Source organism: Leuconostoc fallax (assembly GCF_004354645.1).
Classification (GTDB): domain Bacteria; phylum Bacillota; class Bacilli; order Lactobacillales; family Lactobacillaceae; genus Leuconostoc_B; species Leuconostoc_B fallax.
The window spans coordinates 24,939-44,136 of sequence record NZ_PUFI01000016.1 but is presented as its reverse complement, the minus strand read 5'-3'; the positions used below and the strand labels follow the sequence as shown (position 1 = coordinate 44,136).

The window sequence follows — 19,198 nt, the reverse complement described above, 5'->3', positions numbered from 1 at the left end:
ATAAAACACGAACGTTTTGTGCGCGTTGTTCGTGTTTTGGATAAATAATAGCGAATTGGATGTATTTTTTTAATTTTAAACACGTATTTTTAACTAAAATAAAATGAAAATTAATATTAAATAACGGATAATAAATGTGTGAATAAATTATTTTTGGAGGAACACATGAAACGTTCAGGGAAAATTGGTATTGGTTTAGGGATTGTGGTCGTTGTTGGTGCTGGTATTTATGCAGCGACAGCAGGACAGTCAAATAGTAAGGCATCAGCACATACTGTCGCTTTAGTAACAGACGGCGGTGGTGTTGATGACCACTCATTTAACCAATCTGCCTGGGAAGGTTTAAAGGCTTATGGTAAGTCTGCCGATCTAAAGCAAGGTAAGAATGGCTATAATTATTTCCAAAGTAACACTGCTTCTGATATCAAGACTAATTTCCAAACAGCGGTTAAAGGTGGTTATAAATTAATTTACGGTGTTGGTTTTGCAGCTTCACCAGCTTTAAAAGAAGTAGCTAAGAATAACCCCAAAACTAATTTTGCTATTATTGATGATGTTGTGAAACAAAAGAATGTCGCTTCACTAACTTTCCATTCAGAACAATCTTCATATTTAGCAGGTGTCGCAGCTGCTAAAACAACCAAGAGTAATACAGTTGGCTTCGTGGGTGGTATTCATGGAGATGTGATTGACACATTTGATGCTGGATTTGCTGCGGGCGCTAAGTCTGTTAATCCTGATATCAAAATTTTGAATCAATACACGAATTCATTTACAGATGCTGCGCAGGGGAAGACGATTGCTGCAACAATGATTTCTAAGGGTGCAGATGTCATTTTCCAAGCTGCTGGTGGTGCTGGAAATGGCGTATTTGCTGAAGCAAAAGCAGATAATCAGAAGTTGGATAGCAGTTCTGATAAAAAAGTTTGGGTGATTGGTGTTGATCGTGATCAATACACAGATGGTCAATATAAAGATAAAAATGGTAAATCAGCTAATTTCACACTTGTTTCAGCAGTTAAGCGTGTTGATTCAGCTGTCGAAGATATCGCCAAAAAGTCAGCTGATAATAAATTCCCAGGTAATAAGGTTATCACTTATGGCCTTAAAGAAAAGGGTGTTGGTTTAGTTAAGAACTCTGCTTCTAACGAAACTTGGGAAGCTGTTCAAAAAGCACAACAAAAAATTGAAGACGGTAAAATTACAGTACCTGTCCATCCCTAAATAACGTTATAAAGCACATGATTTAATATGGAAAGCGTAAATAGCCTATGAATGATACCCCAGTATTTGATTATGAAGACATTCAATTAGTACCCAATAAGGGAATTTTATCTTCACGTTCACAAGCTGATACAACTGTTAAACTTGGCACACGTACGTTTAAAATACCAGTGGTACCAGCTAATATGCAGACGGTTATTGATGAATCATTAGCACAACATTTAGCAAGTCATGGCTATTTCTATATCATGCATCGCTTTGAACCTGAAAAAAGATTGCCTTTTATTCAAAAAATGCATAATCAGCATCTTTTTGCATCTATTTCTATTGGTATTAAGCCAGAAGAGTACGAATTTGTACAGCAACTACATACTCAAGGTATTATGCCGGAATATACAACGATTGATGTGGCGCATGGGCATTCAGATGCAGTTATTGAGATGATCCAGTATGTCAAAGAAAAGCTACCAGAGACATTTGTGATTGCAGGTAATGTGGCAACACCTGAGGCAGTTCGTGATCTTGAAAATGCTGGTGCCGATGCAACGAAAGTAGGTGTCGGCCCCGGGAAAGTATGTATTACGAAGCTTAAGACGGGCTTTGGGACTGGCGGCTGGCAATTAGCAGCGCTGAGATTATGCGGTAAAGCAGCTAGTAAGCCAATTATTGCTGATGGCGGCATCCGCTATAATGGCGATATTGCGAAGTCGATTCGTTTTGGTGCAACGTTATGCATGATTGGTTCTCTATTTGCGGGGCATGATGAAACACCAGGAGAAATAACGGATCAGGATGGTCAACAATATAAAGTATACTTTGGCTCAGCGTCACAATTTCAAAAGAACGCTTATACACATGTTGAGGGTAAAAAATTATTAGTCCCTTATCGTGGTAGTATCGATCATACACTAAAAGAAATGCGAGAAGATTTACAATCTGCTATTTCATATGCGGGTGGTCGTCAATTATCTGATTTGAAACGTGTTGACTATGTTGTAGTGAAGAATTCGATTTTGAATGGTGACACTTACTAAAATAAAAGGAAGCACGGAATGACCGATTATTTTCGTGCTTTTTATATGCTCAATCCCTGATATAATGGGAGAACTTTTGTTTGACCCACTACACAAATGTCGCTATACTAATAAATGTGAAAACTATTTCACAACACTGAAAGGAAACAATATGTCGATAGGATTATTTGTTATTTCAGTGCTCTTCGCAATAGCAATTGGTATTGGATTTGGGTATTTTCTTCGTGTCTCAGCAGACAAACGACAAATTACAGCAACCAAGCAAATTGCTACTAACATTCTTGATAAAGCAAAAGAAGAAGCTAAAAGTTTGAAGCGTGCTGCAGATGTTGATGCTAAAGATATGGCATTAGCCTATCGTAATGAAGTTGATGAGGCTTACAAAGACCGTCAAAAGCAACTACAGCAGCAAGAACAACGGCTTGAAGACCGTATTTTAAACCTCGAAAAGAAAGATGCGGCCTTAAATCAACGTGATGCATCGTTGATTCAAAAAGAAAATCAAGTGCAACAGCGTTTAGATACTGCTGCTAATAAGCAAAATGCAGCAGAAGCCTTGTTGACAACACAACAAGACAAATTGCATGAGATTGCACAATTAAGTGTCAATCAAGCAAAAGAACAAATTTTAAGCGAAACGAAAGAAAGTTTGGTGAGACAGCGTGCTGTGCTAGTAAAAGAAGCACAAGACGATGCAACAAGTGAAGCTGAAAAGCGTGCGCGTGATATTATCGTACAGGCTATTCAACGTTCATCTGCTGATACAGTAGCAGATGTGACAGTATCTGTTGTAAACCTACCAAATGAAGAAATGAAGGGTCGAATTATTGGTCGTGAAGGTCGAAATATTCGCTCATTAGAATCATTAACTGGTATTGATTTAATTATTGATGATACACCAGAATCTGTTGTTTTAAGTGGCTTTGATCCTGTACGTAGAGAAATTGCAAAACGGGCATTAGAGGCATTGATTAATGATGGCCGGATCAATCCATCTCGTATTGAAGAAATGGTCGAGAAAGCCCAACGACAGATGGATGAGATTATTCGTGAGAAAGGTGAGCAAGCAGTCTTTGATTTGGGATTGCGTGGCTTACACCCTGATTTTATTAAAATGATTGGACGTATGAATTATCGAACATCATACGGTCAAAATGTCCTGCAACATTCTATCGAGGTCGCAAAACTTGCGGGAATGATGGCAGCAGAGCTTAAAATGGATGTCGCGCTTGCGAAGCGCGCTGGATTAGTACATGATATTGGAAAAGCAGTTGATGGAGAAGTGGAAGCTTCTCACGTTGAGCTTGGCGTTCGTTTAGCTGAAAAGTTTAATGAAAAGCCACAAGTTATTAACGCCATTGCTGCTCACCATGGTGACGTTGAATCAACATCACCGATTACAGAATTAGTAACAGCAGCAGATGCGTTAAGTGCTGCTAGACCAGGAGCTCGTAGTGAGTCTCTTGAAAATTATGTGCAACGTCTGAAGGATTTGGAAACGATTGCACATAAGTATCAAGGTGTATCAACTGCCTATGCTATTCAAGCTGGACGTGAGATACGTGTGATTGTTGAACCAACACAAATTTCAGATATTCAAGCGACTGTTTTGGCACATGATATCAAGTCAGAAGTCGAAGAGCGTTTGGAATATCCTGGACATGTCAAGGTGACTGTTGTAAGAGAGACACGATCTGTTGATTATGCACGTTAAAATAAAGGAGCTGGGCTAAGCCTAGTTCTTTTTATTTTTATCAAATATTGGTTTCGAAATTAAAAAATGTATAATAGACGATGAGTAATAATGAAAGAAGAAGAGTATGATTACATTAAAATCACCAAGAGAAATTGAATTAATGCGCCAATCTGGTGCGGTTATTGCCGGTATGCATCATATGTTACGTGATTTAATTAAGCCCGGTTTGGATACTTGGGAAATTGAAGAGCAGTCGCGTGCTTATATCGAAGGCCATGGTGCAGTCCCACTACAAATTGGTTTTGAAGGCTTTAAATATGCAACAACTGTTAGTGTGAACAATGAAGTGGCACACGGTTTTCCACGTAAAGGTTTGAAATTGAAGGATGGCGATTTAGTTAAAGTTGACACGGTTGTTGGCCTTAATGGTGCGGTTTCAGATTCTGCATGGACCTATGCAGTTGGCAACATCAGTCCTGAATTGGAACAATTAATGGCAGTGACTAAGAAGTCATTATATTTAGGTATTGATCAAGCAATTATTGGTAATCGTATTGGTGATATTGGTCATGCTATTGATCAGTACGTTACCGATGAACATCATTACGGTAATGTTCGTCAATACATTGGGCATGGTGTCGGGCCAACGATGCATGAAGAGCCGCAAGTGCCACATTACGGTGAAGCAGAGCATGGCTTACGTTTAAAAGAAGGTATGACGATTACCATTGAGCCAATGGTAAACATTGGTGGTTGGGAAGTTGATACCGACCAGACGCCAGAAGATGGTTGGACAGTTAGAACCGCAGATGGTTCAGTATCGGCACAATATGAACATACAATAGCGATTACTAAGGACGGTCCAAAAATTTTAACGAGTCAAGATGCTGATTTTGATGCAAAATACCTATAACTATGAGGTGCCTATAATTTATAGGTGCTTTTTGTTATAATATAATAAACGAATTATAGGAGAATGATTAAAATGTCAGAACTAGATGCACAGCAAATTATTAATTATATTAGTACAGCCAAGAAAGTAACACCAGTCAAGGTAACTTATAAGGGGACATTATCAGCCAGTGTACCGGCGGATGTGCAGCAATTTGCTAATGATAATTTTGGCATTTTGTATGGTGATTGGGCATTAATCGCCCCATTATTATCAGACTTAGAGACGGACCAGTATGTTGTTGAAAATGATGCACGTAATTCTGCGGTACCATTATTGGATAAGAAGACGATTAATGCACGAATTGAACCAGGTGCATTTATTCGAGATCAAGTCACAATTGGTGATAATGCTGTTATTATGATGGGCGCTGTGATTAATATTGGCGCGGTTATCGGTGCGGGGACGATGATTGACATGGGTGCTATTTTAGGTGGACGTGCTACTGTTGGTAAAAATGCTCACATTGGTGCCGGTGCTGTTTTGGCAGGGGTCATTGAGCCAGCTTCCGCAACACCAGTTATTGTAGAAGATGATGTTTTAGTTGGTGCCAATGCGGTAATTATTGAAGGTGTGCATGTTGGTAAGGGTTCAGTCGTTGCGGCTGGTGCCATTGTGACCAAGGATGTTCCGGCAAATACATTAGTGGCAGGTGTACCTGCCAAAATCATTAAGACCATTGACGATCAGACGGCAAGCAAAACAGCATTGTTGGCTGAATTACGTCATTTATAAAAGGTGATCATTCATGTCTGATGCTACTGATTTAACAAATGAAGCATTAATTGCTATTCGTCGCCACCTTCATGCTCATCCGGAACTCAGTTTGAAAGAATTTGAAACAAAGGCTTACCTAAAAGGGGTGATTCAGGCTTTTGATCAAACGCATATATCATATCGTGAGGTTGAAAGCGTACCAACAGCATTATTGGTACGTATTGCCGGATCGGCGCCTCAAAGAACAATTGGTTATCGAACAGATATTGATGCATTACCTGTTACTGAGGCAACAGATTTGAGTTTTCAATCTCAAAATTCAGGCATTATGCATGCCTGTGGTCATGATATGCATATGACGGTTGCTTTAGGGATTTTAAACCATTTTGCTAATCATCAACCAAAGGACAATTTAGTCTTTTTGTTCCAACCAGCTGAAGAGAACTTTTCTGGTGGTGAGCGTGTTTATAAAAGTGGTGCATTAAGCGATGAATTTCTACCTGAAGAAATTTATGGTTTGCATGATAATCCAGAATTAGCTAGTGGTGTCATTGCAACACGTTTAGGAACACTTTTTGCTGGTACCACTGAAATTCATGTCACATTTACGGGTGAGGGCGGACATGCTGCTTTTCCACATCGCGCTAATGATGCAATTATCGCCGCAAGTGCTTTTGTGATGCAAGTACAAACAATTGTGTCGCGCCGTGTCGACCCTATTAAGGGTGGGGTGGTAACGCTAGGGACTTTTACTGCGGGTACGATTGGTAATGTCATTGCCGAAACAGCCCATATAGATGGAACGATTCGTGGGTTGCAACAAGATACTATTGAACTGATTCAAGGGCAAGTTAGACAAATCGCAAAAGGTATTGGTGTGACTTACGGTGTGACGGTTGATTTAGAATTACGACAAGATGGTTATTTACCAGTTGAAAATAATCCGGATTTAACACAACAATTTATCACCTATATGACGCAAAATGAGAATGTTGATTTTCAGATTGTTGGTCCAGCCATGACGGGTGAGGATTTTGGTTACCTCTTGAGCAAAATACCAGGCACGATGTTTTGGCTCGGCGTTGAATCACCATATGCACTCCATTCTTCTCATTTGGCGCCTAAAGAAACGGCATTGGAAAAAGGTGTCCAAGCAATGACTGGCTTCTTAGAATGGCGTATGCAGCAAGACTAGACGATTTCTATATCAATTTTTGGTATCCTTCGTTACTTCGGGTATAATAAATAGTAGAAACGGAGGCTTGATTATGACACCAGGAGAAATTGCACTACTTATTTTTGCTATTGCATTCCTCGCTTTAGTATTGTTTATTGGGATGTTCTTAATGCGGGCAACGCAATCTTTAAAAGTCATTACTTCAGATGTTGATGTGATTGTACATTCATCGAATGAGATTTTAGCTAATGCGAATACATTGTTGAATGATGTGAATGGAAAAGTAAAAACAATTGATCCAACATTTCAGGCAATGGCTGATTTATCCGTAACCGTATCTCAACTTAATGCGTCGGTTCAAAATGTTACAAATCGCTTTTCAAGTAGTAAAATGGCAGCCTCTGCTGGTGCCAGTGGTATGGCTGCAGCAGCTGCGCAAACCGTTGCCAAATCAGCTGTAAAGCGATTTAAGAAGCGTAACAAAAAGAACCGAGATCAAGCCTAGTTTGGTGAAATAGGAGGACGTAACAATGTCAAAAGCAACAGGTTTACTAGCAGGTATTTTAGCAGGAGCTGCCGCTGTGGTGGCCTTTAAATCTTTACCAAAAGAAAAGCAAGATGAACTGAAATCAAAGGCACAACAAGCCGGTGAAACGCTACGAGAAAAGGCATATGACGCCGCTTATGTTGCTGCAGATATGGCAAGTGATGTCACAGAAAAAGCGAAAGCGACAACGTCAGATTTGAAAGATAAGGCACAAGATAAGTACGGTGACCAAATTGATAATGTAACAGATAAAGTAAAGGACGTTACTGATCAAGCAACACCGTATGTTGAAAAAGCCAAAGATATGGCAACACCATACGTTGACAAAGCTCAGGATGTCATCGTTGATTTACGTAATAAATTTGTGAATGAAGATATTGAACTAACACAAGACGATGTTGAACTTGAGTCAGCGCTTAAAGACTTAAAGGAAGACGCCCAGTCAGCTAAAGATGATGTTGTTGATGAAGTGAGTGAGGCTGCTGATAAGGTAGCTAAGCCAACAACAGATGATGCTGAGAGTAAATAACTCATCAAAAAAAGATGCTATTGATTAGCATCTTTTTATTTAACTAATTTTTGTGCTTTTTGTGTATTAGCGAAATGTAATTTGGCATATTGACGTAAATCAACTTGTTGTCTTAGTAATTCAGCAGCAACCAAATCGACCGCTTTTCCAGCACCAATAGGTAAGGTAATGCCAACTTCTGCACTGAGCTTTTTCATGGTCTGTAGTTCAACATAACGCGCTAAGATAGATGCAGCAGCGACACTAAGATGGTACTGTTCTGCTTTTGTTGTGAAATAAACATTTTCTCGAACAATCGGTTGCTGGTTAGCGTTGGTTAAGTGTTTATAATAGGTTTGAGGCAGTGCGAACTGATCAATCAAAATAGCTTGAGGTTTTTGGGGCGCAATTTTTTCTAATACTTTATGTAAGGCAAAATTGTGGGAGATGGCTTTCATCTGGTTCACATTATTTTGTGGTTGAATGGCATTGTATTTTTCCGGTAATAAATTGACTACGTGATGTGGTAAATGGGCAATGATTTTCGGGGCCATTTTTATCATGTCATGATCAGTGAGTGTTTTTGAATCTGCAACACCTAATTGACGTACCCAATCTAGGTTATCTTGACTAATATAGACGGCAGCGGTGGTTAATGGGCCAAAATAAGCGCCGGCACCAACTTCATCAGAGCCTAACACACTCCAATCTTTCAAACCTTGTGGCAGCAGTGGTTTAGTGGTTGCAGCAGACGATGAGCGATGCTTTTTAGGTCGTTGGGGTTGGAATAGTTTTGACCATTTTGCACTTTCACGTGCATGCCCTTTACCTTGAAAAAGTACTTTACCCGATCGATAGGCTGTAATAGATACGTCGGGTAATTTAGCTGCAAATAAGGCATAGGCAGGTGGCGGGTTTTTAATGGCAGTAGTATATGCTTTTTTTAGTTGATTGAGTTGATGAGGTGTGGCTTGAATAACAGTTTGCATAGAGTTAATTATATCAGTTTTTGGTTTATGATAAACTATACTTAAGTGCGTTATAATACTCCTTGAATATTTTAGAAAGAATACCATTATGGCACAACAAGAAAAGCGTCAATATCGAGCAACTTTAGGCGGTAAACAATATACAATTTCTGGGGCAGCTTCACTGGCTCATTTTAGAGCAACTGAGAAGTTGGTTAATCAGCAATTTGAACAAATTAAAGTCATTTCACCACAACTCAATCGTTTTGATCAAAGTATGTTACTTACTTTTAATGCACTTTCTGATGAATTGTATAAACAAAATGAATTAGAAAAGTTACAAGATAAAGTATCTGAACTACAAGAAGAAATCAAAAATTTAAAGGCTAACAAGCATGTACCTAAAAGTTCTTTAAACAGTATTATTTCTCAAGCAAAAACGGATAGTCGTGCGAAGACTTCTAATAATTTATTCCATACTAAAAAGGATGAGCGCGGATGATTTTATTAATAGGAACACTCATATTTGTATTACTATGGTTTGTTTATGGTTGGCGTAAGGGTTTGGTTAATGCGACTCTACGTCTCATTTTTTTCATTGGCACGTGGTATATCGCGATTAAATTTTCTAAACCATTAAGTGGTGCAATCGCCAATATTGTGAATGGCGATTTTGTTAGAACAACCATTCCCCAAGCTGTTGCGGGTGATGGTTCGAATTTTTTGGCATCGGGTATTGTCTTTGTTTTAATATTAGCAATTGGTGGTACTGTATCAACTATGATTTTACGGCAATTTAAAATTATTCGTCGTATTCCATTATTGGGTAGCTTAGATGCAATTTTAGGTGCCGTCGTGTGTGGTTTGATTGGTATAACGATTGCTTTCTTTATCCTTCAACTATTATCTGTCATCCCTAATTCATGGTTACAAGATCAATTCATGAATACACCGGAATTAGATTATATTTTGGATAAATTACCATTCTTTGCACAGCAAATTTATAATTGGTGGTTATAAAATAAAATGAATGAAAAAGTTTTAAAAACATTAGAATATGACAAGATAACACAACAGTTACTTGATTTTTTACAAACGCCATTAGGGCGACAAGAAGCGGAACAATTAGCACCTAGTATTGATATCGTGCAGATTAACCAGTGGCTACAGGAGACGGCAGATGCTGTTTTGATTGACCGCTTAAAAGGCGGCATTCCGCTTGCTAAGTTAGCAGATATTAAGCCACATCTTAAACGACTCGACATCCATGCCAGTTTAAGTGCATTGGAATTGGCTGAGGTCGGCGCCGTTTTGCGGAATACGCGTGCCATCGCGAATTTTTTTGAGCAGATGGCGGATGAAAAAATTGGGACGTCCTTGCAAGTGTTGCCTGAGCAGGCTGAAAGTTTAGCCACTTTAGTTGATATCACGCAACGCATTGACATGTCGATTGATAGCACCGGACGTATTAATGATGAAGCCTCATACGATTTGGGTGCGATTCGGCGTAAGATAGTTGGTAACGAAAATGCTGTCAAAAATAAAATGCAGGAATATACACGTGGTAAGCAAGCACAGTATTTGAGTGATCCTATTGTAACGATTCGTTCAGAACGTTATGTGTTGCCGGTTAAGGCTGAATATCGGCATCAATTTGGTGGTGTCGTTCATGATCAAAGCCAAACCGGGTTAACATTATATATCGAACCACAAGCCGCTGTTCATTTGAATAATCGCTTGAGTGAATTACGTGTTCAGGAACAAGCAGAAGAGCAACGCGTTTTGCAAAGCTTATCTACTGATTTAGAGCCTTATGTTGCAGAAATTCAACATAATACACAGATACTTGGTCATTTTGATTTTGTTAATGCGAAAGCAAGATTAGCAAGTCGGATGGACGCCATGCAACCGGTAGTAAATGAAAATAATCATATTGATTTGCAACAGGCGTGGCACCCGTTACTTGATCGACACATTGCAGTAGCTAATGATATTGCGATGGGGCAAGATTACAAGACAATCATTATTACCGGTCCTAACACTGGTGGTAAAACGATTACCATCAAGACACTTGGGTTATTGCAACTGATGGCGCAATCCGGTTTATTCATCACGACTAAGCGACCAAGTACAGTCGGCTTATTTCATGAAATATTTGCGGATATTGGGGATGAGCAGAGTATTGAACAGAACTTATCCACATTCAGTTCGCATATGGCCAATATTATTTCCATGTTAGACGATATTGATGCGCATTCACTTGTTATTTTTGATGAATTAGGTGCAGGAACTGACCCGGCAGAAGGTGCCGCATTGGCTATTGCGATTCTTGATAAAGTGGCGAGTTTAGGAGCATACACCATTGCAACGACCCACTATCCTGAATTAAAGCTATATGGTTATGATCGTCCGGATACAGTTAATGCTTCTATGGTGTTTGATGTTGAAACATTAAAACCAACGTACCAGTTCTTGATTGGTGTCCCAGGACAATCTAATGCGCTCGCTATCGCTAAGCGATTAGGTCTGGGTGAAGATGTAATTGGGGCCGCCACTTCCTTAACTAAAGAATCAGATCAAGATTTGAATAATATGATTATGGACTTGGTGAAGCAACGTGATGAGGTGAAAAGCAAAAATCTGGCTTTAACTACCGAATTAGAAGCCACTGCACAAGAAAAAGAAGCTTTAGTTGCACAACAAGAGAAGCTTGCAAAAGAGCAATCACAAATTATTTTGACTGCTAAAAATGAAGCCAATCATATTGTAAGTGCAACTAAGAAGCAAGCAGAGCAGCTGATTAGTGAAATTCGTCAAGAACGCTTGAGGGCTGGTTCTGGTACTGGCGGACTGAAGGAACAAGAGCTTCAATCACGTAAGGGAAAGTTAGAAGGCCTTCGACAAAATGTGAGCTTGGAGAAAAATAAGATTCTCCAGAAGGCTAAGAAAGCAAAAGCTTTGGCAACTGGTGATGAAATCACCGTTAAGTCATATGGTCAACAAGGCACTTTAATCAAACGACATTCCAATGGCCAATGGGAAGTTGAAATGGGCATTTTAAAAATGCTGGTTGATGAAGAGGATATTGTTAAGACTGAGGCAACAGTTCGTGCACAAGATAAAAAGGCTAAAGTTAAGCAGCAAAAAATTGTACGAACAACGTCTAAGCAAGGGATATCGTCACGTGCGAGCGCAACTTCAAAGTTGGATTTGCGCGGTATTCGTTATGAAGCGGCACTGCAAGAATTGGACCGCTTTTTGGATACGGCTGTCTTAGCCAATATTGGGACGGTTGAAATTATTCATGGTAAAGGTACTGGTGCATTGAGGAAAGGTGTCACAGAATTTTTACGCTCTGATCGACGAGTAAAAGGTTATCATTTTGCTAATGCGAATGCTGGTGGTGACGGTGCAACAATTGCAGAAATCAAATAAAAAAGCGTTGACTAATGTCAACGCTTTTTTATTTAAGAGGTTTATTGTGATGTGTTGGTACGTTAAAAGGATCAATCTCTTCGTTGCCAGATAAGGCGCTTAAATTATTCTGTTCGTCTTGAGGGAGTACAGTATCGTCAAAATTAAACGCTAATAGTGAATCAGTAATCGATTGTTCTTTTGAGATATCATCCTCGCTACGTGCTGTAATGATGCTAGCTTTTTCGACCGTATCATGTGTTTTTTTCAAAAAGGCTTCACGAGAAGCGACACGCGCTTGAATATCTTCAACATCAACTAATTGATCTAAATCAGTGACAACTTCAAAGCTCACGTCATTATTCTTACGATTAAGTTTAAAAGTTGCTTCAGCAATAGCACCGGTTTGTGTTTCTAACTGTTGTGCCAAAAAACCAGCTTCAAGACTAAAATCAGTTGTTTGTTTATTTAAATGGATACGTTGTTGGACTAAATCACCTTTAAGTTGCCAACGTTGGTTTTTACTATCTTGAGAAATGATTGTTAACTCACCAAAACCAGCGTTGATAAAAAATTCCTTAACATCATCCAAAGTATCAGTTGGAAATTGACGTGCGATTTCTTTTCCAGCCCAATATAAAATATGTGGATAATCTTCTTGAAGTAAATTAGATAGTAAACCATCACGTAATAATTCAAGTGCGAAACTGTTGACCTGAAAATTAGTTTGTAAAATCTTGTCGTAGTCGTTGATGTCCATAATATTTAAGAATCCTTTCATGATTATTATACTTGAAAATGACGCTTTAAAATAGTATTTGTTCTATCATTTGATAATGTTTTAATTGCATAACATGACCAGAGCGACGATAATATAATTATGATAAAAAACAAGCCTATCGGTATGGTGGATTCTGGTATTGGCGGTTTAACCGTTGTTAAAGAATCACTTGAAAAATTACCCAATGAACAAATTATTTATATTGGCGATACAGCACGTATGCCGTATGGACCACGTACACCCGAAGAAGTCATTGCTTTTACCAAGCAGATGGCTGATTTTCTTATTGCAACAAAAGATATTAAATTATTAGTAATTGCTTGCAATACGGCAACAGCAAGTGCATTGATACCACTTCAAGAAATGTTACCGATTCCGGTTATTGGCGTGATTAATTCTGGTGCCAGCCGTGCAGTACAAGCTACACATAACCAAAAAATCGGTATTATTGCAACAGAAGGCACTATTGCATCACAAATCTACACCCATAAAATTAGAGCACTTAATCAACAGATTGAGGTTTTTTCACAAGCAGAGCCAGACTTTGTTAAGTTAGTTGAAGATAATCAATATCGTTTACCGGTTGCACAACATCAAGTAAAGGCACATCTGCAATCATTAAAACAGGCAAATATTGATACGCTAATATTAGGGTGCACACATTTTCCTTTATTGCGACCTTTTATTGTCGAAGCTTTTGGTGAATTAGATGTGACTTTAATTGATGCGGGTGCAGTGACTGTTGATACAGTGGATGATTATTTGAAAGCACATGATTTAAGCGCACAAAAGCGTACAAGACCACATCATACTTACTATACAACTGGTGATGTGCAACAGTTTGATAGGATTGCATCACAATGGCTTGATAATCAAGCTCCATTAGATGTTCGTCATTTAAAGATTACACAAAATCATTTGGAGGAAGCATAATGCCACGCTTAATTATTGCAAGTAACAACGCTCATAAAGTAACAGAGTTGGCATCTATTCTGTCAGCGCATCATATTGATTTAACACTGGTAACCTTAAATCAATTACAGGACGTACCTGAGATTATTGAAGACGGCACAACTTTTGAAGAAAATGCAACGAAAAAGGTCAAAACTATCCAAAAAATCGCACCAAATGATTTTATTTTGGCAGATGATTCAGGTTTGAGTATTGAAGCCTTAAATGGTGCACCAGGTGTTTATTCAGCGCGTTATGCCGGTGACCATGATGATGAAGCTAACATTCAAAAAGTCTTAACACAATTGGCTGATGTACCAACTGAACAGCGTCAAGCACGTTTTTCTAGTGTGATTGTTTTAATTGGTCCGCACCGTTCTAATCTTGTGGTGAGAGGCGATATTGAAGGACGAATAACAACTGAGAAGCATGGCGATAATGGTTTTGGATATGACCCTATATTTTATGTACCGCAGTTTAATAAAACATTCGCAGAATTAACAGCTGCAGAAAAAAATGAAGTATCACATCGAGGTTTGGCTTTACAAAAATTAGCAGAAGCATTACCGGAGTGGTTATAAAAAGTAGTTGAACAGGAGGCAATATTGTGAAAATTTTAATTATTTCAGATATTCATGGTGATCGTGACATTCTAGTTGATATTATAAAAAAGTGGCAAGCAGACGTTACAGCTATTTTTTATAATGGTGACTCAGAATTATCGGCAGATGATTCGGTATTTGATGGGGTATCAACAGTTATTGGTAATATGGATGATGATCCTGATTTCGCTGATGGGCGGAGTACGACAATTGATGATGTGACGATTTTTCAAACACACGGGCATTTATATCGTGCGACAGTGTTAACTGGTTGGGCTAATTTAGCGTTGATGGATGAAGCTGCCGATGAAGCTCAAGCACAAATTGTGTTATTTGGTCATACGCACAAATTAGGTGCAGAAATGTATCATCAAAAGTTATTTATTAATCCTGGATCGACGACATTGCCCAAAGGTGAGTATGCTAATTTAGGTGGTACTTATGCTATTTTGGATATTACCGCATCGACCTTTACCGTGCAGTTCTATAATCGACAACATCAATTGCTAACAACGCTAACACGTCAATTTGAGCGCTAAAAAGACGATACCTATTAGGTATCGTCTTTTAATTAACGAATGTTTTCTAACGCTTGATCAATTTGTTTTAAAATGATTTTTTGGTTGATTGGATCTTCTAAATCATAAGTTTGAAGATCAATTTTAATTTTTGGCGAAGCATCGTAACTGTCGAACCAATTTTGGTAAGCCGCCCACATTTTATAATAGTATTTACGAAGGTCATCGTTATCATCGAATTGTTCATAATCACGGCCACGCTTTTTAATCCGATAAAGGATAGTTTCAAAATCAGTTTCAGCGTAGACCATTAGATCAGGTGCTTTCTTGGGTAGTTGCTGAAGTTCTGACATCATATTATCAAGAAGTTGACGATAAACATGCATTTCGGCATCCGTAATATTACCATCTTTATGATTTTCTTCAGTAAAGAGTGCATCTTCGTAAATTGAACGATCTAAAACGTTGTTATCATCTGCTAGCGCTTGCTTAATCATATCAAAGCGCCGGTTCAGAAAATAGATTTGTAGTAGGAAGCCGTATTGTTTAGGGTCTGAATAGTAAAGCGGTAATACCGGATTATCCCCTACAGGTTCGTAAAATGCTTTGGTACCCATATGATCTGCAATGAGTCCTGTTAATGTTGTTTTTCCAACGCCAATCATGCCTGCTGTAATAATCACCATGACGGCCTCCTTTAATTTATTAGCTTATCCAGTGTACAAAAAAATGAAGCAAACAACAAGAGATATCATTTTACTAGTTCATTGCAAATTGCGAACAAATAAAAAATACCATCTTGTTAAATGGTATTACTTTAAATTTAAGATGCACGATTCTGCTTTTCAAGTAAGTCACGAATATCATTTAATACTTCTAATTCAGGATTAGCTTTAGCTTCATCTGCCTTATTTTGTTGAAAAATACGATTAATGCCTTTAATCATAAGAAAGACAACAAAGCCAGTAACCACGAATTGAATGATATCTGTGAGGACGGCACCATATTTGAAAGTTAAATCACCGAATGGTCGCCAAACCAAATCTTTAAAATTAATACCGCGTGTAAATAAGCCGATTAATGGGCTAAGCAAGTTATTTACCACAGATGTAACAATTTTTGTGAAAGCTCCACCAATGATAACACCAACTGCTAAGTCAAGAACATTGCCGCGCATAATAAATGCTTTAAATTCTGATAACATAAAAAACCTCCATAAACTATAATCTATCATAGTATAATAAATTATGATTTGACCAAAAAAGGAGCAATTTAAGAAATGATTAAACTTATTTTATCCGATTTAGATGAAACTTTACTGAATGATGATGGCACTGTTCATCAAAATAATGTCACGGCGATTCAACATTTTGTCGCTGAAGGTGGCTACTTTGTGCCCAACACAGGGCGTTCGTACAAGTCTATTTTGCCGTTACTCAAAACGCTGGGATTGGATAAAAACAATCCACAGTATGTCATTTCTTATAATGGCGGTGCTATTGTTGCGTTACATCCTGATGAGACAGTGGATATTTTAGATCAACAGACCTTACCTTGGCAGTTAGCCAAAAAAGTTTTTGATTTAGGTCAAATGCAATCTGATATTGACACACATATTTATACTTTAGATCAGCTGTTCATTCATAATATTTCAGCATCTGATAAGGCTTATATGTTAGAACGACAAGTCCCTTATACAGAAATTCATGGCACTGATTTAGTTTTTCTTCAAAAAGAACAGCCCATTGCTAAGGTGATTTTTGAACATCCAGAAGAAGCAGTTCGAGAGGCAATTGCACATAAAGTGATGGCTGAATTATCCGATGAAGTGGTGGTGACTTTTAGTTCAGGTCGTTATGTTGAGTTCAATCTTAAGGGAACGGATAAGGGACAGGCAGGGTTATCTCTGGCCCATATTTTGAATGTTCATCGTGATGAAGTTGCAGCTCTGGGTGATAATCTAAATGATTTGGCGATGATTACGGCAGCTGGTACAGGTGTTGCCGTGGGTAATGCTCGTCCAGAAATTAAAGAGGCTGCTAACATTGTGCTTCAAAAAACGAATAATGAAGCAGCGGTTGCAGACTTTATTGAACGATTTATTGGGTAGCCTGACACATGAAAAATTTAATTTTACGTGTCATCTTGAGTATTGTTATACTAGTATTATTTGTGTTGCTCTTTATTGCAAGCTATGTGGGGCATTGGCCGCTGTGGTTGAGCATAACATTGACAATTGTACTATTGGTCATTTTCAATGTTGGATATGCTTGGCTTTATTGGTTAGGACATAAAAGAAAACTGTTGGAGGATCAGGACGATTTTAAACTTAACAAATGAGCCAAGACCGAGTTCTTGGATTAAAAGGGTGAGTATTTTTATTGCAGTGCTGATTGCGATGAATGTACCACAAATATTTTTATCAGTGATGATATTACCAGGTGCTAAACTCAGTTGGTGGATTCAAGTTATTTTAGCCATATTATTTTGCGCCACTTATGCCTTAGCGGGTTACTGGGCTTATCATTTACTGAAGAATGCAGCTGTAACACCTATTTTCTCTAACTTTAATTTGCGCAATTGGCGTAAAGTCTGGTGGCTATTCTTTATGTGGCTACTGATGATGGCGATTGTTATGGTGTTTAGGATGTTAAATATGCATTTAACCGGTGTTAAAACAACTGACAATCAACACGCCATTGAGATGTTAATGTCGACGCTCAGTATACCGATGGTAACAATGGTTATCTATGGTGTGTTTTTAGCACCTGTTGTGGAAGAAATTATTTTTCGTGGTCTCATTTTAAATTACTTCTTCCGTCATCAATGGTGGTGGTCAAATATTATTCTGTCTGGATTTTTATTTGCATTACCGCATGTTTTCATACCGACTAGCCTCGCAACATTTATTGATTATTTAATGTATATGTCGATGGGGATGATATTGGCTTATATTTATAAAAGAACTGGCAGATTACAAGATAATATTGCAGTTCATATGTTAAATAACGGTATCAGCATGATTCCAATATTAATCACATTAATCGTCAAGACAGTTATCAAATAATATTTTGTTAGTAATAAAAAGCCCTCAGTGTTAAATCAAATCACTGAGGGCTTTTATGATGCCGTCGACAGGAATCGAACCTGCACGGTATTGCTACCACACCGACCTGAACGGTGCGCGTCTGCCAGTTCCGCCACGACGGCCAATCATGAACCACTTTATTATACACAAATTAATCATTTTTTGCAGTGCACTTCGTATAATGCAGTACGAAATGGGGGAAACAAATGTTTAATAAACGTATGGTTACTACTTTTAGTCTGGCATGTATTGGCATAATGCTAAGTACAAAAACGATTGCTGCCGACACGACAGTTATGGTACAGCCTAACGATACACTAAGTGCGATTGGACAGCGCTACGATATATCGGTTGAAGCATTGTCAGATTATAACCAATTGATGAATCGACATCTAATTATACCTGGTCAAAAAATTAACATACCATCCGAGCGAATATATAACGTTAAAATGGGGGATACCTTAAGCCAAATAGCTGAAAAATATCATGTGGATATGGCAACCATTATGCGACAAAATCATTTACAAAATCCTCATTTGATTTTTGTCGGACAGCAATTATATGTTGGTGAGCAACGTAAGTCGGTTCGCAATAAATGCTACCGTACACCTGTTAGTCAGCCTTACATTACTTCTGGTTTTGGACCTAGAAGTTTTGATGGTTTTCATATGGGCGTTGATATCATTAGCCAGACGAATGATTTAAATATTTATGCTGCATTAGGGGGACGTGTGGTTTCTGATTTAGGCTGGTCGTGGGTTGGCCCCAATGGTGGTGGTGGTAACATGGTGATGATTCAACAAGACGATGGGAATTACGCTTTTTATGCCCATTTAGCACACAAAAAGGTGGTCATTGGCCAACGTGTGAGTCAGGGCGAGGTTATTGGTACAATGGGTGAAACAGGGAATGCTTTTGGTGTTCATCTGCATTTTGAACTTCGGCGCTACTTAACACCATATTGTCATGAGGCACTGATTAATCCAAGTACCCGACTAGGGATTGAATGAATAGTACAAGA

General features: G+C 38.4%; 21 protein-coding genes and 1 tRNA gene. 17 read left to right on the top strand and 5 right to left on the bottom strand.

The window, feature by feature from the left end; all coding sequences use genetic code 11:
- Positions 1-165: 165 nt before the first annotated feature.
- The 8 genes from C5L23_RS08300 (at position 166) to C5L23_RS08265 (ending at position 7,876) form a co-directional block, all read left to right on the top strand.
- Entirely contained in the window at positions 166-1,224 is a 1,059-nt protein-coding gene (locus C5L23_RS08300; protein ID WP_010008281.1) for a BMP family lipoprotein, read from the top strand.
- 47 nt (positions 1,225-1,271) lie between these two features.
- Positions 1,272-2,258 (top strand): GMP reductase, encoded by a 987-nt coding sequence (locus C5L23_RS08295; RefSeq protein WP_010008279.1) that lies wholly within the window; start codon positions 1,272-1,274, stop codon positions 2,256-2,258.
- Between the two features lie 151 nt (positions 2,259-2,409).
- Entirely contained in the window at positions 2,410-3,972 is a 1,563-nt protein-coding gene (gene rny, locus C5L23_RS08290; RefSeq protein WP_010008277.1) for a ribonuclease Y, read from the top strand.
- A 106-nt stretch (positions 3,973-4,078) separates the two neighbouring features.
- Entirely contained in the window at positions 4,079-4,867 is a 789-nt protein-coding gene (gene map / locus C5L23_RS08285) for a type I methionyl aminopeptidase (protein ID WP_010008276.1), read from the top strand.
- 72 nt (positions 4,868-4,939) lie between these two features.
- Positions 4,940-5,641, top strand: a complete 702-nt coding sequence (gene dapD, locus C5L23_RS08280) for a 2,3,4,5-tetrahydropyridine-2,6-dicarboxylate N-acetyltransferase (RefSeq protein ID WP_010008275.1) — start codon at positions 4,940-4,942, stop codon at positions 5,639-5,641.
- 13 nt (positions 5,642-5,654) lie between these two features.
- Complete coding sequence (locus tag C5L23_RS08275) at positions 5,655-6,818, top strand: N-acetyldiaminopimelate deacetylase (RefSeq protein ID WP_010008274.1); 1,164 nt, start codon at positions 5,655-5,657, stop codon at positions 6,816-6,818.
- 73 nt (positions 6,819-6,891) lie between these two features.
- Complete coding sequence (locus tag C5L23_RS08270; RefSeq protein WP_010008273.1) at positions 6,892-7,305, top strand: DUF948 domain-containing protein; 414 nt, start codon at positions 6,892-6,894, stop codon at positions 7,303-7,305.
- 25 nt (positions 7,306-7,330) lie between these two features.
- Positions 7,331-7,876, top strand: a complete 546-nt coding sequence (locus C5L23_RS08265) for a hypothetical protein (protein WP_010008272.1) — start codon at positions 7,331-7,333, stop codon at positions 7,874-7,876.
- A 35-nt stretch (positions 7,877-7,911) separates the two neighbouring features.
- Here the strand turns inward: C5L23_RS08265 and rnhC are convergent, their stop codons facing one another.
- Positions 7,912-8,844 (bottom strand): ribonuclease HIII, encoded by a 933-nt coding sequence (gene rnhC, locus C5L23_RS08260; protein WP_133264695.1) that lies wholly within the window; start codon positions 8,842-8,844, stop codon positions 7,912-7,914.
- Between the two features lie 88 nt (positions 8,845-8,932).
- On the opposite strand from rnhC, the gene C5L23_RS08255 reads away from it, so the two are divergent.
- From C5L23_RS08255 to C5L23_RS08245, 3 genes are read left to right on the top strand one after another with little or no spacing between them, the layout of a single operon-like run.
- Positions 8,933-9,325 (top strand): cell division protein ZapA, encoded by a 393-nt coding sequence (locus tag C5L23_RS08255; RefSeq protein ID WP_010008269.1) that lies wholly within the window; start codon positions 8,933-8,935, stop codon positions 9,323-9,325.
- Positions 9,322-9,843 carry a CvpA family protein gene (locus C5L23_RS08250; RefSeq protein WP_010008267.1) on the top strand — a complete coding sequence of 174 codons (522 nt, stop codon included), beginning with the start codon at positions 9,322-9,324 and terminating at the stop codon, positions 9,841-9,843. Before C5L23_RS08255 ends, C5L23_RS08250 begins: the two co-directional genes overlap by 4 nt.
- 6 nt (positions 9,844-9,849) lie before the next feature.
- Positions 9,850-12,258, top strand: a complete 2,409-nt coding sequence (locus C5L23_RS08245; protein ID WP_133264693.1) for an endonuclease MutS2 — start codon at positions 9,850-9,852, stop codon at positions 12,256-12,258.
- 28 nt (positions 12,259-12,286) lie between these two features.
- Here the strand turns inward: C5L23_RS08245 and C5L23_RS08240 are convergent, their stop codons facing one another.
- Positions 12,287-12,997, bottom strand: a complete 711-nt coding sequence (locus C5L23_RS08240; protein ID WP_133264717.1) for a YslB family protein — start codon at positions 12,995-12,997, stop codon at positions 12,287-12,289.
- Positions 12,998-13,117: 120 nt separating this feature from the next.
- On the opposite strand from C5L23_RS08240, the gene racE reads away from it, so the two are divergent.
- The 3 genes from racE to C5L23_RS08225 are packed head-to-tail and all read left to right on the top strand — an operon-like array spanning position 13,118 to position 15,110.
- Positions 13,118-13,951 (top strand): glutamate racemase, encoded by an 834-nt coding sequence (racE, locus tag C5L23_RS08235; RefSeq protein ID WP_010006671.1) that lies wholly within the window; start codon positions 13,118-13,120, stop codon positions 13,949-13,951.
- The gene (locus tag C5L23_RS08230) at positions 13,951-14,550 is read left to right on the top strand and encodes an XTP/dITP diphosphatase (RefSeq protein WP_010006670.1); all 600 of its coding nucleotides are present in this window, start codon (positions 13,951-13,953) and stop codon (positions 14,548-14,550) included. The genes racE and C5L23_RS08230 overlap by 1 nt, the downstream gene beginning before the upstream one ends.
- Before the next feature lie 23 nt (positions 14,551-14,573).
- Entirely contained in the window at positions 14,574-15,110 is a 537-nt protein-coding gene (locus tag C5L23_RS08225; RefSeq protein ID WP_029508563.1) for a YfcE family phosphodiesterase, read from the top strand.
- 32 nt (positions 15,111-15,142) lie between these two features.
- Here the strand turns inward: C5L23_RS08225 and C5L23_RS08220 are convergent, their stop codons facing one another.
- Together C5L23_RS08220 and mscL are read right to left on the bottom strand one after the other, a co-directional pair.
- The gene (locus C5L23_RS08220; protein WP_010006668.1) at positions 15,143-15,775 is read right to left on the bottom strand and encodes a deoxynucleoside kinase; all 633 of its coding nucleotides are present in this window, start codon (positions 15,773-15,775) and stop codon (positions 15,143-15,145) included.
- A gap of 137 nt (positions 15,776-15,912) precedes the next feature.
- Positions 15,913-16,293, bottom strand: coding sequence for a large conductance mechanosensitive channel protein MscL (mscL, locus tag C5L23_RS08215; protein WP_010006667.1), 381 nt, complete (start codon positions 16,291-16,293; stop codon positions 15,913-15,915).
- Positions 16,294-16,368: 75 nt separating this feature from the next.
- Between mscL and C5L23_RS08210 the strand changes: the two genes are divergently transcribed.
- A complete protein-coding gene (locus C5L23_RS08210) occupies positions 16,369-17,199 on the top strand; it encodes a Cof-type HAD-IIB family hydrolase (RefSeq protein ID WP_010006666.1) in 831 nt (276 codons plus the stop codon).
- A 258-nt stretch (positions 17,200-17,457) separates the two neighbouring features.
- Positions 17,458-18,156: a CPBP family intramembrane glutamic endopeptidase gene (locus C5L23_RS08200; protein WP_010006663.1), complete on the top strand. Its 699-nt coding sequence runs from the start codon at positions 17,458-17,460 to the stop codon at positions 18,154-18,156.
- 59 nt (positions 18,157-18,215) lie between these two features.
- Here C5L23_RS08200 and C5L23_RS08195 read toward each other — a convergent pair.
- Positions 18,216-18,299: transfer RNA gene (locus C5L23_RS08195), tRNA-Leu, on the bottom strand.
- Between the two features lie 84 nt (positions 18,300-18,383).
- Here C5L23_RS08195 and C5L23_RS08190 point away from each other — a divergent pair.
- Positions 18,384-19,187 carry a LysM peptidoglycan-binding domain-containing protein gene (locus tag C5L23_RS08190; protein ID WP_010006661.1) on the top strand — a complete coding sequence of 268 codons (804 nt, stop codon included), beginning with the start codon at positions 18,384-18,386 and terminating at the stop codon, positions 19,185-19,187.
- Positions 19,188-19,198 lie beyond the last annotated feature (11 nt).